13 protein-coding genes are annotated in these 19,111 nt (G+C 62.1%); 6 read left to right on the top strand and 7 right to left on the bottom strand.

Annotated features, from left to right (window positions below; translation table 11 throughout):
• Positions 1-57: 57 nt before the first annotated feature.
• Entirely contained in the window at positions 58-2,676 is a 2,619-nt protein-coding gene (locus tag ACK543_RS08285; RefSeq protein WP_409942371.1) for a DNA internalization-related competence protein ComEC/Rec2, read from the bottom strand.
• Between the two features lie 297 nt (positions 2,677-2,973).
• Between ACK543_RS08285 and ACK543_RS08280 the strand changes: the two genes are divergently transcribed.
• Entirely contained in the window at positions 2,974-3,432 is a 459-nt protein-coding gene (locus ACK543_RS08280; RefSeq protein WP_409942370.1) for a RidA family protein, read from the top strand.
• A 317-nt stretch (positions 3,433-3,749) separates the two neighbouring features.
• On the opposite strand, the gene parC is transcribed toward ACK543_RS08280, so the two are convergent.
• The 5 genes from parC to ACK543_RS08255 all read right to left on the bottom strand — a co-directional run bounded on the left by parC (position 3,750) and on the right by ACK543_RS08255 (position 13,732).
• Entirely contained in the window at positions 3,750-6,107 is a 2,358-nt protein-coding gene (parC, locus tag ACK543_RS08275; RefSeq protein ID WP_409942369.1) for a DNA topoisomerase IV subunit A, read from the bottom strand.
• Positions 6,108-6,157: 50 nt separating this feature from the next.
• Positions 6,158-6,652, bottom strand: a complete 495-nt coding sequence (locus ACK543_RS08270; RefSeq protein ID WP_409942368.1) for a lytic transglycosylase domain-containing protein — start codon at positions 6,650-6,652, stop codon at positions 6,158-6,160.
• 41 nt (positions 6,653-6,693) lie between these two features.
• A complete protein-coding gene (locus tag ACK543_RS08265; protein ID WP_409942367.1) occupies positions 6,694-7,737 on the bottom strand; it encodes a YhcG family protein in 1,044 nt (347 codons plus the stop codon).
• A complete protein-coding gene (locus tag ACK543_RS08260) occupies positions 7,734-11,543 on the bottom strand; it encodes an N-6 DNA methylase (protein ID WP_409942366.1) in 3,810 nt (1,269 codons plus the stop codon). Before ACK543_RS08260 ends, ACK543_RS08265 begins: the two co-directional genes overlap by 4 nt.
• Positions 11,544-11,749: 206 nt before the next feature.
• Positions 11,750-13,732 (bottom strand): DNA topoisomerase IV subunit B, encoded by a 1,983-nt coding sequence (locus ACK543_RS08255; RefSeq protein WP_409942365.1) that lies wholly within the window; start codon positions 13,730-13,732, stop codon positions 11,750-11,752.
• 121 nt (positions 13,733-13,853) lie between these two features.
• Between ACK543_RS08255 and ACK543_RS08250 the strand changes: the two genes are divergently transcribed.
• From ACK543_RS08250 to bamC, 5 genes are all read left to right on the top strand, one after another.
• Entirely contained in the window at positions 13,854-15,071 is a 1,218-nt protein-coding gene (locus ACK543_RS08250) for an MFS transporter (RefSeq protein WP_409942364.1), read from the top strand.
• A gap of 35 nt (positions 15,072-15,106) precedes the next feature.
• Positions 15,107-15,292, top strand: a complete 186-nt coding sequence (locus tag ACK543_RS08245; RefSeq protein WP_409942363.1) for a hypothetical protein — start codon at positions 15,107-15,109, stop codon at positions 15,290-15,292.
• A gap of 84 nt (positions 15,293-15,376) precedes the next feature.
• A complete protein-coding gene (locus tag ACK543_RS08240; protein WP_409942362.1) occupies positions 15,377-15,928 on the top strand; it encodes a class I SAM-dependent methyltransferase in 552 nt (183 codons plus the stop codon).
• A 275-nt stretch (positions 15,929-16,203) separates the two neighbouring features.
• Positions 16,204-17,100, top strand: a complete 897-nt coding sequence (gene dapA / locus ACK543_RS08235; protein ID WP_409942361.1) for a 4-hydroxy-tetrahydrodipicolinate synthase — start codon at positions 16,204-16,206, stop codon at positions 17,098-17,100.
• A gap of 51 nt (positions 17,101-17,151) precedes the next feature.
• Positions 17,152-18,255 carry an outer membrane protein assembly factor BamC gene (gene bamC, locus ACK543_RS08230; protein ID WP_409942360.1) on the top strand — a complete coding sequence of 368 codons (1,104 nt, stop codon included), beginning with the start codon at positions 17,152-17,154 and terminating at the stop codon, positions 18,253-18,255.
• A 316-nt stretch (positions 18,256-18,571) separates the two neighbouring features.
• Here the strand turns inward: bamC and ACK543_RS08225 are convergent, their stop codons facing one another.
• Positions 18,572-18,823 (bottom strand): hypothetical protein, encoded by a 252-nt coding sequence (locus ACK543_RS08225; RefSeq protein ID WP_409942359.1) that lies wholly within the window; start codon positions 18,821-18,823, stop codon positions 18,572-18,574.
• Positions 18,824-19,111: the final 288 nt, after the last annotated feature.

Here is a 19,111-nt window from a genome sequence, read left to right as displayed (position 1 = left end):
GGCTGCAAATCGACCGCAGCGGTCCATTTTTAACCGCCTTTTTGCCCCATAGCTCGGCTATGGGGCTGCAAATTCGGCAAAAACTGTCCTCGCTGGGGCCGATTTTCGCTTTCGACGCTCCAAGTCCGACAGGCTCCTAGCCTGCTGCGCCCCCAGGGCGCTGCCAGCGGATCCAGGCGCGGGGCGCAATCGCGGCGCTGCGGCTGCCACGTCACCGATCGCGCACCGTCGATGTGGCAGGTGGGCGGCGGTCACGCCCCCCGGCCTGTGGTGCCAGTAGCGGCGTGATCGATCGCGCTCGCACGCAGGCTGATCGGGCTCGGACGATCGCCAGGTGGCAGCGCCACACACGGAAGACTCCACCAGTGCAATGCCTCGCTCACGGTAGCGCGCGGCCACATCCGGGGCGGGGTGACCGAAGCGGTTGCGATAGCCCGCCTGCACCAAAGCGGTGCGCGGCCGCACAGCATCCAGGAACGCGGCCGACGACGACGTTTTGCTGCCATGGTGAGGCACCAGCAACCAGTCTGCTCGCAGCAATGGCGCGGCCCGGGCCACCAGCGCGGCCTCCTGCGCGGCCTCGATGTCGCCCACCAGCAAGGCGCTGGCCTGGCTCCCCGCTGTGGCAGAAACTCGGAGGACGCAACTGCGCGCATTGGGCTTGACCGCCGAAACGTCTTGACCGTCCAAGGGGTGGAGCACCTCAAAATTCACGCCGTCCCACTGCCAGCGCTGGCCTGCCAGACACGGCGTCACAGGCCGCTGCCACTGCAGCGCGTGGTCGGCATCGATCGAGCCCGTCACCCGGGCCAGCGGCTGCTGGGCAAGCACCGCCGCGGCCCCGCCGGTGTGGTCGGCGTCACGGTGGCTGAGCATGAGCACATCCACCTTCTCGCCCAGCGCACGCAAGAGCGGCACCAGCACCCGGTGTCCGGCATCGCTTTCGCGACTGAAACGGGGCCCCGTGTCGTACAGCAAGGTGTGGCTGGCCGTACGCACCAGCACCGCATTGCCCTGGCCGATATCGGCAGCCAGCAGTTCAAACTGCCCGGCGGCGGGCCGGGCAGGCTGCCATCCCATCACAGGAATCAGCAGCGGCAAAGCGAGCAGCCGCAGCCGCCAGGGCAGCGGCATGGCCAACAGCACTCCCCCGACCAGGGCAGCAGCGCCTGCCCACCAGGGCGCTGCGGGTACAAACACCACGGCCCACGGCCACTGGGCCAGCCACTGCAGCAGCGCGGCAAGGGGCTGCAGGCTAAGCGCCGACAGGTTCCACAGCGGCGCCCAGACCATGCCGCCCAGCGCCAGCGGCGTGACCACCAGGGTGACCCAGGGGATGGCCACCAGGTTGGCGGCGAAACCCACCACGGAAATCTGGCCAAACAACAGCAGCGTGAGCGGGGTGAGCGCGAGCGTGACCACCCACTGTTCACGCAAAAGGGCATAAAAATGCCGCATTACGCCTGTCGCAATGAGACTTGTAGCTATCGTATTCGTAGCAAACAGGATGCCCACGGCGACAAAGCTCAGCCAGAACCCCGCCTGGGCCAGCGCCCACGGGTCAGCCACCACCACGGCCGCACAGGCCAGCAGCCACACCTGGGGCCAGGGCCAGCGACGCCCGCTGAGCGTCAGTAGCGCCATCGTGCCCAGCATGATCACCGTGCGCTGGGCCGGCACGCCCCAACCGCTGAACAGAGCATACGCGCTCGCCAGCAATACGCCCGCCACCAGCGCGGCCGAGGGCGCAGGAACCGCCAGGCACAGGCGTGCGGACCGCCGCCACAACGCCCCCACGCACAGCGCAGCCAGCCACGCAAAGAGAGTGATGTGCAAACCCGAAATGCTCATCAGATGCGCCACGCCGGTGGCGCGAAAGACGTCCCAGTCGGCCCTGTCGATGGCGCGCTGGTCTCCGGTGACCAGCGCCGCCACCACGCCGGCAATGCGCGCGCGGGCAGGATTGTCGCTATCGCTCGCATGGACAAGGCGCTCCACGATGGCGTCGCGCACCGACTGCCGGACCTGCTCCACCGGATACTGCCAGGTTGCCCCCAGGCGCACCGGCGGCGCATCCCGGGCGCCTGCCCGGACATAGCCGGTGGCCTGCACGCCCTGCTCCCAGGCCCACAACTCAAAGTCAAACCCATGCGGATTGCTCAGTCCGTGCGGCGCCTTCAGGCGTACCGTCATCTCCCAACGCTCTCCGGCGCGCAGGGGCTGGGGCTGCCGCTGCAAGGCCACTTCGCCAGCAGACTCGCGGAACGCGCCCGCATACCATGCCACGTCGATCAGCGGCGGCAGGCGCACCGGGCCCACGCCTTCCATCCGGGCAGACTCCACCCGCATACGCAGCCGGGTGGCCGCCTCGTTGACCTGCGGCATCGCCGCCACCACGGCCGTGATGCGCAGATCACGCCCTTCCAGCGAGGGTTCAAGCCGGTCGGCCAGGGTGCTGTGCGCGCGCAGACCGCACACTGCAAACATGAGGGCAATGCCCGCCAGCAGCGCCACGCCGTGCACCGCGTGACGCCACCGCAGCGCCGCCCGCACCTGCGCCGCGGCGCGACACGCCACAGCCCCTGCCGCGCCTGCGATGGCCCACGCAGCGTAGGCGGCCTCATGCCACAGGGCCGGCTGCTGCAACTGCAGCGCGGCACCCACCACCAGCCCCATCAGCCACGCAGGCACCGGCCACAGGCGCACAGCGGTCGCTTCTGGCGCATCGGCGGCGCTCCATGACCCGCTGGCAGACCCGGAACCGCCGCGGTTTCCAGTCGCGTCGGCGCGGGAATCATTAGGAGCTCTTACAAGAGACATGGGCTGATGCTAATGCGCCGCCCAGCAGGACGGGGCTGCGCCTGGCGAGGATGACTGTGTAACACTTGTGCTGATTGGCCCCCAGGCTGCTGTCGCACACGGGCATCGCCCGGGCCGAGTTCCACCTTCTTCGTGCACCCTCCAAGGAAACCCATGAACGTTTACGACAAGCTCAACGAACTCAACATCACTCTGCCCCCGGTCTCGGTGCCCGCCGCAGCCTACGTGCCCTACGTGCAGACCGGCAAGCTGGTCTTCCTGTCCGGACACATCGCCCGCAAGGACGGTAAGCCCTGGGCGGGGCAGCTTGGCCGCGACATCACCACGGAAGAAGGCAAGGCCGCCGCGCGCGCCGTGGCCATCGACCTGATGGGAACCCTGCAAGCCGCCTGCGGTGGCGACCTGAACAAGGTTCAGCGCATCGTGAAGGTGATGAGTCTGGTGAATTCCACCGGTGACTTCACCGAACAGCACCTGGTGACCAACGGCGCCAGTGAACTGCTGGGCCAGGTCTTTGGTGAAAAAGGCCTGCATGCACGCAGCGCTTTCGGCGTGGCCCAGATCCCCATGGGGGCCTGCGTAGAAATCGAGCTGATCGCCGAACTGGCCTGATCGCCCGACCGGGGGGCATGCCCCCGGTGCCCCTGCCGTGGGTGCATGGCCGCAGATCGATCTTGATGCGACGCCAAGTCACCTAAAAACGGCAGTTGGATGCATTTGCCAGCGCTGCTGTTGGGGTGCCAGGCAAGGCGCGACGACGCGACAGGCTCGTGCCTGCAAGGAGAAGCAACACCGCATGGCGCTCCAAAAAGCGGTGCTGGCAAGTGCATAGCGCTGTCACCCCAAAGGTGAGGCTGCAAAAACAACCCAAGGCTCGAGTCCGTGCGGTGTGCGCCAAGATGACAAGCGGTCAACTGCCGTTTTTAGGGTCACTCCAGCCGGGACACGGCCGTCGGTTTGAAGCCCAGATCCGCCAGCTTGCCCTTGCGGCCGCGCAGGGCGCGGGCATTGTTCAGCGATCGGATTTCCAGCGTTTCTTCGCGCTGCTTGCCGCCACGGCCGATGCCGTCGATGCGAATGCTGCGCGTGTAGGCCGCAGCGCCCGCGAGCATGTCCTTGGGTTCCAGGTCGATCAACATCAGGCCGCGCCCGCCGTTGGCCAGCGTCTTGAGCTCGCTGATCTCAAACGTCAGGATGCGCCCGCCGGTGGACGCGCAGGCCACATGGGTGGCGGACGCCAGCGGCTGGCTGCCCGTGGTGCCGGCGGCGTGCGACGGCGCGCACAGGGTTTCGCCCTCGGCGAGCGTCACAAACGCTTTGCCGCCCTTTTGGCGCGAGACCATGCTCTCCACCGCGGCCACAAAGCCGTACCCGGCTGAGCTGGACAGCAACAGCTGGGCCTGCGCCGGGCCCGCAAAGTAGTGCAGTACCTGCGTGCCCGTTTCCAGCTCGATCAGCGTGGTGACGGGCTGGCCATCGCCCCGCCCGCCCGGCAGCGCTGCCACGGGCACCGAATAGACGCGGCCGTTGCTGCCAAACGCCAGCAGGGTGTCGATGGTGCGGCACTCAAACGTGCGGTACAGGCCGTCCCCGGCCTTGAAGGCGAAGCTGGCGGCCTCGTGCCCATGGCCGGTGCGGGCACGCACCCAGCCTTTTTGCGACACCACCACCGTCACGGGTTCGTCCACCACCTTCACTTCAGCCACGGCCTTTTTCTCGGCCTGGATGAGGGTGCGGCGCGCGTCGGCAAAGGTCTTGGCGTCGGCCTCGATTTCCTTGACCATGGTGCGGCGCAGCGACCCGGGGTGGTTCAGGATGTCTTCGAGCTTGCCCTGGCTTTCGCGCAGTTCTTTGAGCTCCTGCTCGATCCGGATGGCTTCGAGCCGCGCAAGCTGGCGCAGACGGATTTCAAGAATGTCCTCGGCCTGCCGGTCGCTCAGGTGAAAGCGCGCCATCAGCGCGGCCTTGGGCTCCTCGGCCTCGCGGATGATGGCAATCACCTCGTCGATATTGAGCAGCACGATCTGCCGGCCTTCGAAGATGTGGATGCGGTCCAGCACCTTGGCCAAACGATACTGGGTGCGGCGGGTGATGGTGGTCTGGCGAAAGGCAATCCACTCTTCCAGCATCTGCCGCAGCGACTTCTGCACGGGCTTGCCATCCAGGCCCACCATCGTGAGGTTGATGGGGGCTGAGGTTTCCAGGCTGGTGTGGGCCAGCAGCGCGGTGATCAGCTCCTGCTGCGGGGTCTTGCCCGTCTTGGGCTCGAACACCAGGCGCACGGGCGCGTCCTTGCTCGACTCGTCGCGCACCACATCCAGCACGGCCAGCATGCTGGCCTTGAGCTGTGTCTGGTCCTGGCTCAGCGCCTTCTTGCCGGCCTTGACCTTGGGGTTGGTGATCTCCTCGATCTCTTCCAGCACGCGCTGCGTGCTCACGCCGGGGGGCAGCTCGGTGACCACCAGTTGCCATTGGCCCCGCGCCATGTCTTCGATCTTCCAGCGCGCGCGCACCTTGAGGCTGCCGCGGCCCGTGCGGTAGGCGTCGGCAATATCGCCTGCACTGCTGATGATCTGACCGCCGCCGGGGTAGTCCGGGCCGGGCACGATGGCCAGCAGGTCTTCGGGGCTGAGCGTTGGCGTCTTGATGAGCGCGATGCAGGCGTCCGCAATCTCGCGCAGGTTGTGGCTGGGAATCTCGGTGGCCAGGCCCACGGCAATGCCGCTGGCGCCATTGAGCAGCGCAAACGGCAGGCGGGCGGGCAGCTGGCGCGGCTCCTCGGTGCTGCCGTCGTAATTGGGCATGAAATCCACGGTGCCTTCGTCGATTTCATCGAGCAGCAGGCTGGTGATGCGCGACAGGCGCGCCTCGGTGTAGCGCATGGCCGCAGCGCCATCGCCATCGCGGCTGCCGAAGTTGCCCTGGCCATCGATGAGCGGGTAGCGCTGGGCAAAGTCCTGCGCCATGCGCACCAGCGCGTCGTAGGCCGACTGGTCGCCGTGGGGGTGGAATCGGCCCAGCACATCGCCCACCACGCGCGCGCTCTTGACGGGCTTGGCCGCCGCGCTGCGCGTGGGGCCGCTGTAGCCCAGGCCCATGCGGTCCATCGAATACAAAATACGCCGCTGCACGGGCTTCAGGCCATCGCACACATCGGGCAGCGCGCGGCCCTTGACGACCGACAGCGCGTATTCCAGATAGGCCCGCTGGGCGTAGCCCGCCAGGCCCAGGGAGTCGCCCCCGTCGTCGCCTGCGGTGGTGAAATCAAGAGTGGGTTGGTCGCTCATTCGGTTCGTCGCTCTTCGGTATCGGGGGTCATATCCAAGGGGTGTGGGCATCACAGGCAAAAGGCTTGCAGCAGCGTAATGCCCTCAAATACGAGGTTGATAGGGTTCATCGCAGCCGCCCAGCCGTGTGGGGCGACTGCCGCACCGCCAAAGCCAGCATCTGGCAAATTGCCTCGGCCCACCAAACCGCCTTGCAACTGCACGCGCACACGGCCTGCGCCAACGGGCACGCCAACGCCCGCACGGAGCACGGCGCCCGCGGGCTTGAGCTGGGCGTGAAGGCCCAGCCCCGCACGCACGTAGTCTTGGGTTTCTTCGTAATTGGGCACTTTGTTGCCTGCCCTTTGAACTGCGCCCTCGCCTGCGTCGTGCGATGCGAGAGCCAAATCGGTACGGCCGGGGAACATGTCGAGCAACAGGCGCAGATAACGCGCACCGACGCCGACGTTGACCTTGGGGTCGGCCAAACAGCTGCTTTTGTGATGAAAAAACAGGGCACAGCAGTACGAAGACGCATCAAACGTCGACCTCCACCTCGGAGGCACAACGCTTGGGGTATGGTTCTTTGACTTCGCACCAAGCCATATCAGCACCTGCTTTCAAGCAGAGCCCGGTCACGCTCAAGTTCGGCGCGCAACTCATCTTCCGTTGGAACCAAGGCCTGATATTTGCTGGCAAACAACTGGGGCTTGTCTGCCAACAGTGAGTATTTGGCCACCGCCGCGTTGCGCTCGGAGCACAGAATCAGGCCGAGCGTGGGGTTGTCCCCGTTGCTTCGGTACTGCTCATCAAACACCCGCACATACATGTCCATTTGCCCTACATCCTGGTGCGCGAGCTTGCCTACCTTCAAATCCACCAGCACAAAGCACTTAAGGAGGTAGTTGTAAAACACCAGGTCGAGGAAACAGTCTTCGCCTTCTACCCGCACATGCTTTTGCCGCGCCACAAAGGCAAAGCCCTTGCCCAGCTCCAGCAAAAATTTTTGCAACTGGTCTAGCAAGCCTTGTTCCAGGTCTTTTTCATAAAGACCATGGGCTGGCTGTGCACCCAAAAACTCCAGCACATAGGGGTCGCGAATAAAGTCGCGCGGGTCGGGCGGGGCTTCTTTGGCGATGTTCGCGATAGCCTCGTTTTTCACACCCTGCTTGCCAGTATCTTGGGTACTGAGCAGGCGCTCGTAAAACAAGGTGGAGATTTGTCGATCCAAAGCCCGCACGCTCCAGCCTTGCTCGGCCGCTTCGCGGGCATACCAGTCGCGGGCTTGTTCGTTATCAATACGGATTAACGATTTGTAATGCGTCCAAGTCAATTCTCTCCGCAGTGCGGAGGGAATTGAAAAAGTCATATAAAACTGGCGATAGTTCCACAGGCTTTGCACAGAGAAGCCGCCGCCAAATTCATCCGTCAGGCGCTTAGAAAGGTCTTCCAGAACCCGCCGCCCATAGGCCGCGCGCTTCTCACCGCCCTGCTCGTCTTCCACAATGAGCCGCCCAATCTGCCAATAGGTCTGCACCATAGCGGTGTTGACTGATTGGCGCACCTGCGACCGGACAGACAGCAGAAGCTGACGCACGGTTTCGTGCAGGGGCAAGGCTGCATGTGCAGGGGCGATGGGGCGGGAGGTCATAAATACTTCTGCAAAATGGCTTGCTTTTGCGCGGGGGCAGCGGCAATGGTGGCCATGGCCGCTGCAATGGTTTGATCAGCAAACACCGCAGCATCACTCACTTTGGCCTGCAAATCCGGCGAAGGAAAACGGAGTTTGAGGTTTTTGATCGCTTCCGTTTTTGCGCGGTTGCTGCGGCTAAAGCGCACCCGCTTGCCCTCTTCTTCCAGTGCCATAGCAAGGTAACGCGGATGAATGCCTGTGCTTGGCTTAACCCGAACAACGCCGCAGTGGTCAGTAGGATAAAACTTTGTACCCGCCTGAATGAGGCTCACCATCCAATCGCCATCGATACCCCACAACACTGAATCTCTGGAAAAGTCGTCTAGAAATTGGTTTTTCGTAAAACCAAAGGGCTGCAACACATTGGCGCTGTAGACGGGTATCCCTGAGTCGTCGTGCGTGATCTCGCTTTTGAGCACACGTTTGCCAATAAAAATATCAAACAAGTCAGGGTTGCTCAGTTTGACTTCTTTACTTGCTGCCTGCACGGCCTGTTCAAACGCCAACGTGACCGAATGACGAGCCTGCGCGATTTCTGCCTTGGCCGCTTCTACAGCTTGATAAACCGCATCGCATTCGTCAACGATTTTTTGTTGGATATTCAAAGGCGGCAAGGGAATTTTCAGGTCTGCGTAGAAAGATTCTGGCACTCTCCTATGCCCGCTGGACCCAGTCATTTTTTGTTCAGCATTTTTTCGGACTTGCACTCTGTTGAGATAAACAAAGAGATACCCCGGTAAGAGTCGAAGCATGTCAGCTCTGATCACGTGAAACTCTGTACTCCCAAATCCAATACCGCTAACTAAATTTCGGACCAACGCACTTTTCCCGTTTTCCATGCAAGGCGTGATCTTTGCGATGAGCACGTCATCGTCTGTAAAGTTTGTGTAGCTAGCACCTTTGAAATCGGATAGCGGCCGAACAGCAGATTTTTCTTGTTCAATGTACCCCTCTTCACTCACAGCAGCCATTTCAATAAATGAGACCTTAGTGTCTGGAGACAGATTTTTGAGTGCAGACCTGCTGGGGTTAAGTACAGCAACATCTCGTACGAGAACAATAGGCCATTTACTTGATATTGCAGTTGCAATTTTTACCGTCAACGACACCACCGCATCAAACTCCACCCGTCCAAACTCCAACAAATCGGTCAACGAGGCCTGTGTCACATAGGCTTGCAGCTCAGTCGGAATTTGCAACGCCTGGCCCGCAAAGGCCTGCCGAATGACGTGACTTATTTTGCTGGCATTGCCGCGGTTTTGGGGGTCAAATAACGGCGTTGCAATGTCGCGCACCGACTCGCCGCCCAAGTAGCGTATGCCTTCTTGGCCTTTGGCACCGCTCCATTCGTAGCCTAAAAATTGCTGCTGAGCTTTGTTGTCGCTGGGGCCTTTGACCAACAACACAGGCGTGGGGTTGTGCGCAGCCAACAGGTAATAAAACAGTTTGTTTTGCTCGCGCTCGCGGCAAAACTTCGTAAAGCGCTGGGTCAATTCGGTTTGCTGGCTCTCTGGGCTTTGTTTTTGGAAGTCTTTGCTGGCAATGCGTTTTTTGGTTTCGGTAGCCTCGTCAAAGGCACGGCGGTAATCTTTGAAACTGTCGCCGGCCAGCAGCTCTGCGCTGGGTTGACCTTGCAGCAGGCTGGTGTAGTGCTCAAAAGGCACGCCCATATGGGCGCAGTATTGGCGCACGATGTCCAGGTCTTGGTATTCACCGCCGCCGGTTTGGGCTTCTGTGGCCCAGTCTTCAAAGTAGTCTTGCACCCGGTTGGCCAAGTGTTCTGCCGCTTCGGGTCGCTCGCTTTTGCGCCGCATGAACAGCACCACGGTGTTGGTGCCCGTCTTGCCAAAGGTGCTGCCGCCCAGCTCGGTGATGGCCACAAAGTCAAAGTACTTGAGCAAGATTTGCCGAGTGGCCACATGCATGCCATCGGTGTTGCTGAGTATGGAGCTGGGCACGATCACGCCCATGACCGCACCGGGCTTTAAGAGTTGCTGCGCCCTCTCTAAAAAGAAGCACTGCACGTTTTTGTTGGAGAGGTCGTTGGCATTGGCCAACAGGGTGTAACGCTCGCGCTCGTCTTCGGGCACGGTTTGCAAAAAGTCTTCCACCGAAAACGGGGGGTTGGCCACCAGGATATCGTGGCCTTCTTCGGTGATGTCAGGGTGGCGCACCAGCGCATCGGCGTCCAGGATGTGAATGTCGTTGAAGCCGTACATGAAAGCCGACACCTTGGCCACTTTGGCCAGGCGGTCTTCTTTTTCGATGCCGTAGATGCTTGCGTACCATTTGCTGGTATTGGCTTGCTGCTTGTGGTCCCGTAAGAGCGTTGGTAACTGGGCGGCGTATTCGGTCAAAAAATGGCCTGAGCCACAGGCGTAGTCAATCGCTTTGAGCGGTTCGCTGGTGTTGGCGATGAGTTGCTCCAACGGCAAACTGCTCACAATGAATTTGCAAATGGGCACTGGCGTGAAAAACTGCCCTTCGCTTTGCTTGATGCCGTTGTCCAGAAAGTACTCAAACATGTCGCCCAAGAATTGGTTTTGGCTGCTGCCTGTGAGGCGGTAGCCTTGCCACATTTGGATGATTTCGATCAGGATTTTGGCGTTGCGGTCGAAGTAGGTTTGGTTAAAAACTTTGATGAACTCAAAGTCCATGCCTTTGAAAAATTTAAGTTCTCTGAACAGCCGCTTGATTTCATCTTTGACGGCGTTGCGTTTTTTCTTAACGGGCCAAAAGGCTCGGTCGATGTCGGCATTGCTGACATACACAATGTCTTGGTCCAAAAAGCGCTGCATGCCGGTTTTGTACAGGGCTTGCAGGCGGTCTACCAGGTCGTAGTAGTTGTCGTAGGCAATGCCTTTCCAGTAAAAGCGTAGGTCATCGGGGTGCTCCATTTCATCGACGATTTTGCAGACGAATAGATTGACCAAGACCTCAAACGCGTTTTCGCGGCGCGACACATTGTGTTTACGCAAGATGGTGCGAAAATGGTGATACTTGCCTTTGATGTCAGAGGCAATCAGGGGGCGGGTGTCATCGGCAAAGGTGTATTTGCTTTTGCCGATTTGGTAGGGCTGGATGTTGTCTTCAAAAACGCCAACTTCGGTGAACTCTTGCCGGTAAGTTTCTTTCCAGGCCTTAAATCGCTCTTTGGCGTTGGTGGCATCTTTGAAAGACTGCGCTTTGGGTTGATCCAGCAGAATCTGCGGATTGTCTTTGACGCTGATGATGCGCTGGCTGGTGAGGACTTTGCCCGCTTTGGCGTCGAACTCGCTGGCGTAAAGGCAAATGAATTGGGTTGCCTTTTCTTGCTCCACATAGCTGATGAGTTGCGCGCCGTCTTCAAGCGTGTCTTTCCAGGCCTTTTCAAATTCCCGCCCTGCGGTTTTGCATTCGATGATGAGTAGGGCTGTGCCCTGTTGATCGCGCACCAAAATGTCGGCCCTGCCGCTTTTACCGCCATGCCCTAGTTTCCACTCGGGTTCTAGCTCGATGTGCTGGGGTTTGTAGCCCTTTTCAAGCAAACGGTGAACGCACTCCAAAACGACGGCATTTTCCGAAGAAGAGAAATTGCAGGTATCGGCACGATTGACTTTAAACCCGTGATTCCATGGGTAATCGATGCGCTGCGCACTGAAGTCGATGCGGATGGTTTCGCCGTTTTCACCGTACGTTTTGCATAAGACGTCGCTGACTTCTTGCAGGTCTGCCGAAAACCCCAAATGCAAGGCCAAGGCACGGAAATTAGTTTCGTCGATCATAGAGCTAGGCTAAAAATTTTGAGTCAGATGTCAGTCTCATGGCCCAACAGATATTGATAAAACACACCTGAAATCTCACGAGAACAATTAACTACCCCTGCAAATCACTCATCGGCTTTGGCGTCAAAAGTGGCTGCAGCACGTATAAAAATGCACAGGCAGCTATTTTCTGATAGCAAAATAAGGTACGCCGGCAGGCGCAGGCGTCAGATGTCAATCTCGACCGCATCACCATGCAGCTCCATCAGCTCGCGGCGGGCGGCAGCTTCGCCCTTGCCCATGAGCTTGGTGATCAGGCCTTCGGTGGCGGCAAAGTCCATGTCGCCCAGTTGCACGGGCAGCAGGCGGCGGGTGTCGGGGTTGAGCGTGGTTTCCCACAACTGCTCGGCGTTCATCTCGCCCAGGCCCTTGAAGCGGCTGATCTGGCACTTCTCGCGCGGCACGCCGTCCTTGGCGCATTTGTCGAGGATGGCCGTGAGCTCGCCCTCGTCCAGCGCGTACATCTTGGCGGCGGGCTTTTTGCCGCGAGCGGGCACGTCCACGCGAAACAGCGGCGGGCGTGCCACGTAGATGTGGCCCGCCTCGATGAGCTTGGGAAAGTGGCGAAAAAACAGCGTGAGCAGCAGCACCTGGATGTGCGAGCCATCCACATCGGCATCGGACAGGATGCAGACCTTGCCATAGCGCAGGCCCGAGAGGTCAGGCGAATCATGGGGCCCATGCGGGTCCACGCCGATGGCCACCGAGATATCGTGGATTTCGTTGTTGGCAAACAGCCGGTCGCGCTCCACCTCCCAGGTGTTGAGCACCTTGCCGCGCAGCGGCAGGATGGCCTGGCTTTCTTTGTCGCGGCCCATCTTGGCGCTGCCACCGGCCGAGTCGCCCTCGACCAGAAAGACTTCGTTGTGGCTGGTATCGCGGCTTTCGCAGTCGGTCAGCTTGCCGGGCAGCACGGCCACGCCCGAGCCCTTGCGCTTTTCGACCTTCTGGCCGGCTTTTTGGCGCGTCTGCGCGGCCTTGATGGCGAGTTCTGCCAGCTTCTTGCCGTAATCGACATGCTGGTTGAGCCACAGTTCGAGCGCCGGGCGCACAAAGCCGCTGACCAGGCGCACCGCGTCGCGCGAGTTCAGCCGCTCTTTGATCTGGCCCTGAAACTGCGGGTCGAGCACCTTGGCGCTCAGCACGTAGCTGGCGCGGGCAAACACGTCTTCGGGCAGCAGCTTGACACCCTTGGGCAGCAGGCCGTGCAGTTCGATGAAGCTTTTGACGGCGTTGAAAAGCCCGTCGCGCAGCCCGCTTTCGTGCGTGCCGCCCGCGCTGGTGGGGATCAGGTTGACGTAGCTCTCGCGCATGGGCTGGCCGTCTTCGGTGAAGGCCACGCACCACGAGGCGCCCTCGCCTTCGGCAAAGCTCTCGTTGTGGCGGTCGGCAAAGCCCTCGCCCTCGAACAGCGGGATCACCGGATCACCGCTGAGCGTCTGCATGAGGTAGTCGCGCAGGCCGCCCTTGTATTGCCAGGTTTGTGTGTCGCGCGTCTTCTCGTTGATGAGCGAGACCGACACGCCAGGCATCAGCACCGCCTTGCTGCGCAGCAGGTGCGTGAGCTCGCCCATGGGCAGCGCGCTCGACTCGAAGTATTTGGCGTCAGGCCACACGCGCACGGTGGTGCCCTGCTTGCGCTCGCCGGCCTCCAGCGGGCGGGCCGCCAGGGGCTCGATCACATCGCCGCCCGAGAACACCAGCCGCGCCGCCTGCCCCTCGCGGTGGCTGGTGGCTTCCAGTCGGGTGGCCAGCGCGTTGGTCACGCTCACGCCCACGCCGTGCAGGCCGCCCGAAAAGCTGTAAGCCCCGCCCTTGCCCTTGTCAAACTTGCCGCCCGCATGCAGCCGGGTGAAGACCAGTTCGATCACCGGGGCCTTTTCCTCGGGGTGCATGCCAAATGGAATGCCCCGGCCATCGTCCTCGATGCTGACCGAGCCATCGGCGTGCAGCGTGACCTTGATCTTCTTGCCGAAGCCCGCCAGGGCCTCGTCGGCAGCGTTGTCCAGCACTTCCTGGATGATGTGCAGGGGGTTGTCGGTGCGGGTGTACATGCCCGGGCGCTGCTTGACGGGCTCCAGGCCCTTGAGCACGCGGATCGAGCCTTCGGAATATTCGCTGGCAGAGACGGAAGACGGTTTGGAAGACATGGGGCGGATTGTAGTGCTGCACCGCCTTAAATGCTGGATAAAAAACCAGTTCAATGGTGCAGCGCTCTGAGTTCTCCAAGGCGTCAGGCAACTCGGGGGCGAATTGGCTACATTCAAGGGCATGTCTATGAATCCCCCCAAACTGTCCATGTTCCAGGTGCTTGCGTGCGGCGCAGCCATCGTCACGCTCTCCATGGGTATTCGCCACGGCTTCGGGCTGTGGCTGCTGCCCATCACGCAGGAAATGGGCTGGACCCGCCAGTCGTTTGCACTGGCCATTGCCATCCAGAACATTTCATGGGGACTGATCGGCATTTTTGCCGGCATGGTGGCCGACCGGTTTGGCGCGTTTCGCGTGCTGATCGGCGGCGCTGTGCTGTATGGCCTGGGGCTGGCGGGCATGGCTCTGTCCCCCACGCCCCTGCTTTTTGCGCTCACCGCCGGTGTGCTCATTGGGGCTGCACAGGCGGGCACCACCTATGCCGTCATTTACGGTGTGCTGGGGCGGCAGATTGCGCCGGAGCGCCGGTCCTGGGCCATGGGCGTGGCGGCAGCGGCCGGGTCGTTCGGCCAGTTCTTGATGGTGCCGGTGGAGGGCTGGCTGATTGCCGGCCTGGGCTGGCAGCAGGCCCTGCTGGCACTGTCGCTCATGGTGCTGATGATCGTGCCGCTTGCCTTTGGCCTGCGCGAACCCGGATTCAAGGGCTCAGCCCCGGTCCAGCGCGAGCAAACCATTCTCCAGGCGCTGGGCGAAGCGTTTCGCTACCCCAGCTTCAACCTTCTGATGGCAGGCTATTTTGTGTGCGGCTTTCAGGTGGTGTTCATTGGCGTGCACATGCCCAGCTATCTCAAGGACCACGGCCTGTCGCCGCAGGTGGCTAGCTACGCGCTGGCGCTCATCGGGCTGTTCAACGTCGTGGGCACGTACGTGGCGGGCGCGCTGGGTCAGCGCATGCCAAAGCGCCACATCCTGGCGTTCATCTACTTTGCGCGGGCCGTGGCGATCAGCATCTTTCTCGTCGTGCCGCTGTCGCCCCTGTCGGTGTACGTCTTCTCGGCGGTGATGGGCACGCTGTGGCTGTCCACCGTGCCGCCCACCAATGCCACCATTGCACAGATTTTTGGTGTGCAGCACCTGTCGATGCTGGGCGGGTTCGTATTCTTCAGTCACCAGATCGGCAGCTTCCTGGGGGTGTGGCTGGGCGGCTACCTGTATGACGCCACGGGCAGCTACGATGTGGTGTGGTACATCGCCATCGCCCTGGGCGTGTTTGCCGGGCTGGTGAACCTGCCGGTCAAGGAAAGCCCCATCCAGCGCGCAGCCCCGCAGCCGGCCTGAGGAAGGCGGCACAACGCTCCCCGGGCCCACCCCGCATGACATCCTCTGCTCCACCCCGTGCCGATGCACCAGCGCCACCGCACGTACCGGCACCCCGGTCACACGCGCTGCGCTGGGCCGCCTGGCTGGCCGCAGTGCTGGCCTGCCTGGCGGTGTTCGGCATGTACACCGTGCCCGAGTTCATGGTGATGCTGGCCGACCAGCTGTGGGCATGTTTCTGAGCGCTGGCCCACGGGTCAAGATGTTTTAGACCAGTCGCGCTTGATGCGTAAGCGCTGATAGCTATCATTTTTGAAGCACCCACCATGCACGGAATAGAAGCCCCCTCTGACTGGGTGCGCCGCTGGACGCACCTGATTCCCGCCAGTGGCACCGTGCTGGACGTGGCCTGTGGCGCGGGCCGCCATCTGCGCTGGCTGCGCAGCAGCAACCTGGCCGTGGTCGGGGTGGACCGGTCCGAGCAGGCGCTGGCGGCCTGTGCCGGGCTGGGCGAACTGGTGCTCGCCGACATCGAAAACAGCCCCTGGCCGCTGGCAGGCCGCCAGTTTGCGGGTGTGGTGGTGACCAACTACCTGTGGCGGCCACTTTTACCAACGCTGGTCGAGAGCGTGGCGCTGGGCGGCGTGCTGATCTACGAGACCTTTGCGGCTGGCAATGAAACCGTCGGTCGCCCAAGCCGACCCGACTTTCTGCTGCAACCGGGCGAGCTGATGCTTGCCTGCGCCGGGCTGCGCGTGGTGGCTTATGAAGACGGATTTATCGATCATCCGGGGCGTTTCGTGCAACGGATTGCAGCCGTGCGGGAACACCCTCGGTCGGCTGCGCCCGTGCGCTACCCGCTGGCTGCGTGCGGCTAGCCCCGCACATTTCACCAGGTCGCTCTTTGATGTCCCGAGACGCCCGATTCATGCACAGTTTCCTGGCCTCGAGTGCCCAATCCAATGAACGCTGAGCGCTACACCCCCGATGGAGCCGTGCTGCGGCACGCTGGCTGCGTTGCTCCTCCTTGTGGGCACGCGCCCGCAGCGTGCTTGCGCCTTGCCAGCGCACCGCATCACCGCCCACTCGGACGCGTCCCTGGGGAAACATGCGGGCTAGTTAGAATGCGCGCTTACCGTTTCTCACTGCGGACATGACCTCTTCTTCCGTCGCCCTCACGGGCAGCATCGTCGCCCTCGTTACTCCCATGCACGAGGACGGTAGCGTGGACTACCCGGCGCTGCGCAAACTGATCGACTGGCACATCGCCGAAGGTACCGACTGCATTGGCGTTGTCGGCACCACGGGCGAATCGCCCACGGTCAATGTGCAAGAGCACTGCGAGATCATCCGCGTGGCCGTGGAGCAGGCTGCCAAGCGCGTGCCCATCATGGCAGGCTGCGGAGCCAATTCCACGGCCGAGGCGATCGAGCTGGCCCGGTTCGCCAAAAAGGTGGGGGCCGACAGCCAACTGCAGGTAGTGCCCTACTACAACAAGCCCACTCAGGAAGGCCAGTACCAGCACTTCAAGGCCATCGCCGAGGCCACCGGCGATCTGCCCGTCATTCTGTACAACGTGCCCGGCCGCTCGGTGGCCGATATGCAGCACGACACGGTCCTGCGTCTGGCGCAGATGCCCGGCATCATCGGCATCAAGGAAGCCACCGGCAACATCGAGCGCGCGCAGTGGCTCGTCCGCGATGTGCCCCAGGGCTTTGGCGTGTATTCGGGCGACGATCCGACCGCCGTGGCACTGATGCTGTGCGGCGGGCACGGCAACATCAGCGTCACGGCCAACGTCGCGCCCCGGCTCATGCACGAGCTGTGTGCGGCGGCCCTGGCAGGCAATGTGCGCCGCGCCATGGAAATCCAGTTTCAGCTGATGCCCGTGCACAAAAACCTCTTCATCGAGGCCAACCCGATTCCTGTGAAGTGGGCCATGGCACGCATGGGCCTGTGCGGCGGCACGATGCGCCTGCCCATGACCCCGCTGTCCAGCAGCAACGAGGCGGCGGTGGAATCGGCCCTGCGCACCAGCGGCCTTCTCTGAACCGGGCCGCGCCCCTCCATTTCGACTGAGACACTCTCCAAGGATTCCCGCGTGAAAGCTGCATCCCACCGACTCGGCCTGCTGGCCCTGGCCGTCGCCCTGACCGGCTGCTCCGTCCTGGAAGGCGACAAGATCGACTACAAGAGCGCCGCCAAAGGCTCGACGCTGGAAGTCCCGCCCGATCTGACCCAACTGTCGCGCGAGACCCGCTACGCCATCCCCGGCAGTTCAGTGTCGGCAGCGGCGATGCAGGCCGGCCAGGCCGCAGCGCAGCCTACAGGAACGGCCAATGCGGCCGCAGTGGCGCTGGGCGATGTCCGCATTGAGCGCAACGGCGCGCAGCGCTGGCTGGTCGTCAACCGCCCGGCCGACAAGCTCTGGGAGCCCGTGCGCGAGTTCTGGCTGGACAACGGCTTCACGCTGGCGCAGGCAGAAGCCAACCTCGGCATCATGGAGACTGACTGGGCAGAAAACCGCGCCAAACTGCCTCAGGACATCATCCGATCTACGCTGGGCAAGCTGATCGATTCGATCTACTCCACCGGCGAACGCGACAAGTTCCGCACGCGCCTGGAGCGCACCAGCAATGGCGGCACCGAGATCTACATCACGCACCGCGGAATGCAGGAGGTCTACAGCACGGTCACCAAGGACAATACGGTCTGGCAACCCCGCGCGGTCGACCCCGAGCTGGAAACCGAGTTCCTGCGCCGCCTCATGGTCAAGCTGGGCGTGAGCCAGGAGCAGTCGAAGGCGGTGGTGGCAGCGGCTTCAACCGCCGCCACCAACCCGCTGGCCCGCATGGACAAGATCAACGGCGTTCCTGTGCTGCAGCTGGCCGAAGGCTTCGACCGCGCATGGCGCCGCGTGGGCCTTGCGCTGGACCGCACGGGCTTCACCGTGGAAGACCGCAACCGCAACGAAGGCACGTACTTCGTCCGCTATGTTGCACCCGAGATGAACAAGAAGGAGCCTGGCTTCTTCGGTAAACTGTTCAGCGGTTCGTCTCCCACGACCCCTCCGCTGAAATTCCGTATCGTCTTGCGCAGCCAGGGCGATGCGACCACGGTGTCGGTGCTCAACGAAGCAGGCGCCCCGGAATCGTCGGCCAACGCCGAGCGCATCGTGCGCGTGATCGCCGACGACCTGAAGTAGCCTCAAGGCGATCGCCAACGCCAACGCCACCGCAGCCGAGATTCTGCGCAGCGCGCGCCACCCTGGCCTGTCGCGCGTGGTGGCAGCCCACCTGAGCGCGCAAAGCAACACCCCTACACTGGCCCAGTCCAGCCAGGCAACTGCCTGGCGCTGGCTCGCACAGTCCGCCACGGTGGCCCGCACTACCTTGGGAAATGACTGGATCGTCGCGCTACGCCAGGGCCTCGGGCATAAAAAAAGCCCCATACCGATCGGCTGGGGCTTTGGGGGCTACCCTGACCAGCAGTCGCTGGCTCAGGCAGCGCGGAGCAACCGCTTACTTGGCAGCGGATGCGCCCGTGGCGGCGGCATCAGCAGCAGGCTTGGCGGCGTCGGCGGCAGGAGCTGCGTCCGAAGCTGCGGGAGCGGGTGCGGCAGCAGGCGCTGCGTCGGATGCAGCGGGAGCAGGTGCAGGTGCAGGAGCCACAGCGGGAGCTGGAGCAGGAGCAGGAGCGGCTTCTTCCTTCTTGCCACAGGCAGCGAGTGCAGCAGCCGCGATCAACGTAGCCAGGACGATAGAGTTCTTCATATTGATTTCCTAGTGAGAGGGACAAACTTGAAACAGCCATGGCGCAAGTCTTGAAGTGAGACCCAATACCCGCTAGCACAATGGACTTGGCTTGCACCTTTTTGGCGCAATCGCGGATTATATTGGTTTTTAGTCAATACTGACTAATGTCATGTCCCGTTAATTTCTGGCATTAATCGTGCATGCCAATGCGGTATCTTGGGAACGGAGATACCGCCATGAGGACAGGAAGACCGAAAGTCGAGTTGCTGCTGACGGACGATGAGCGCTCGCAGCTTCAGTCGTTTG

The sequence above is a fragment of the Acidovorax sp. genome, from assembly GCF_046341535.1.
GTDB lineage: Bacteria > Pseudomonadota > Gammaproteobacteria > Burkholderiales > Burkholderiaceae_C > Acidovorax.
Note: the sequence above shows the minus strand (reverse complement) of the source record. Positions and strands in the feature narration are given on the sequence as shown.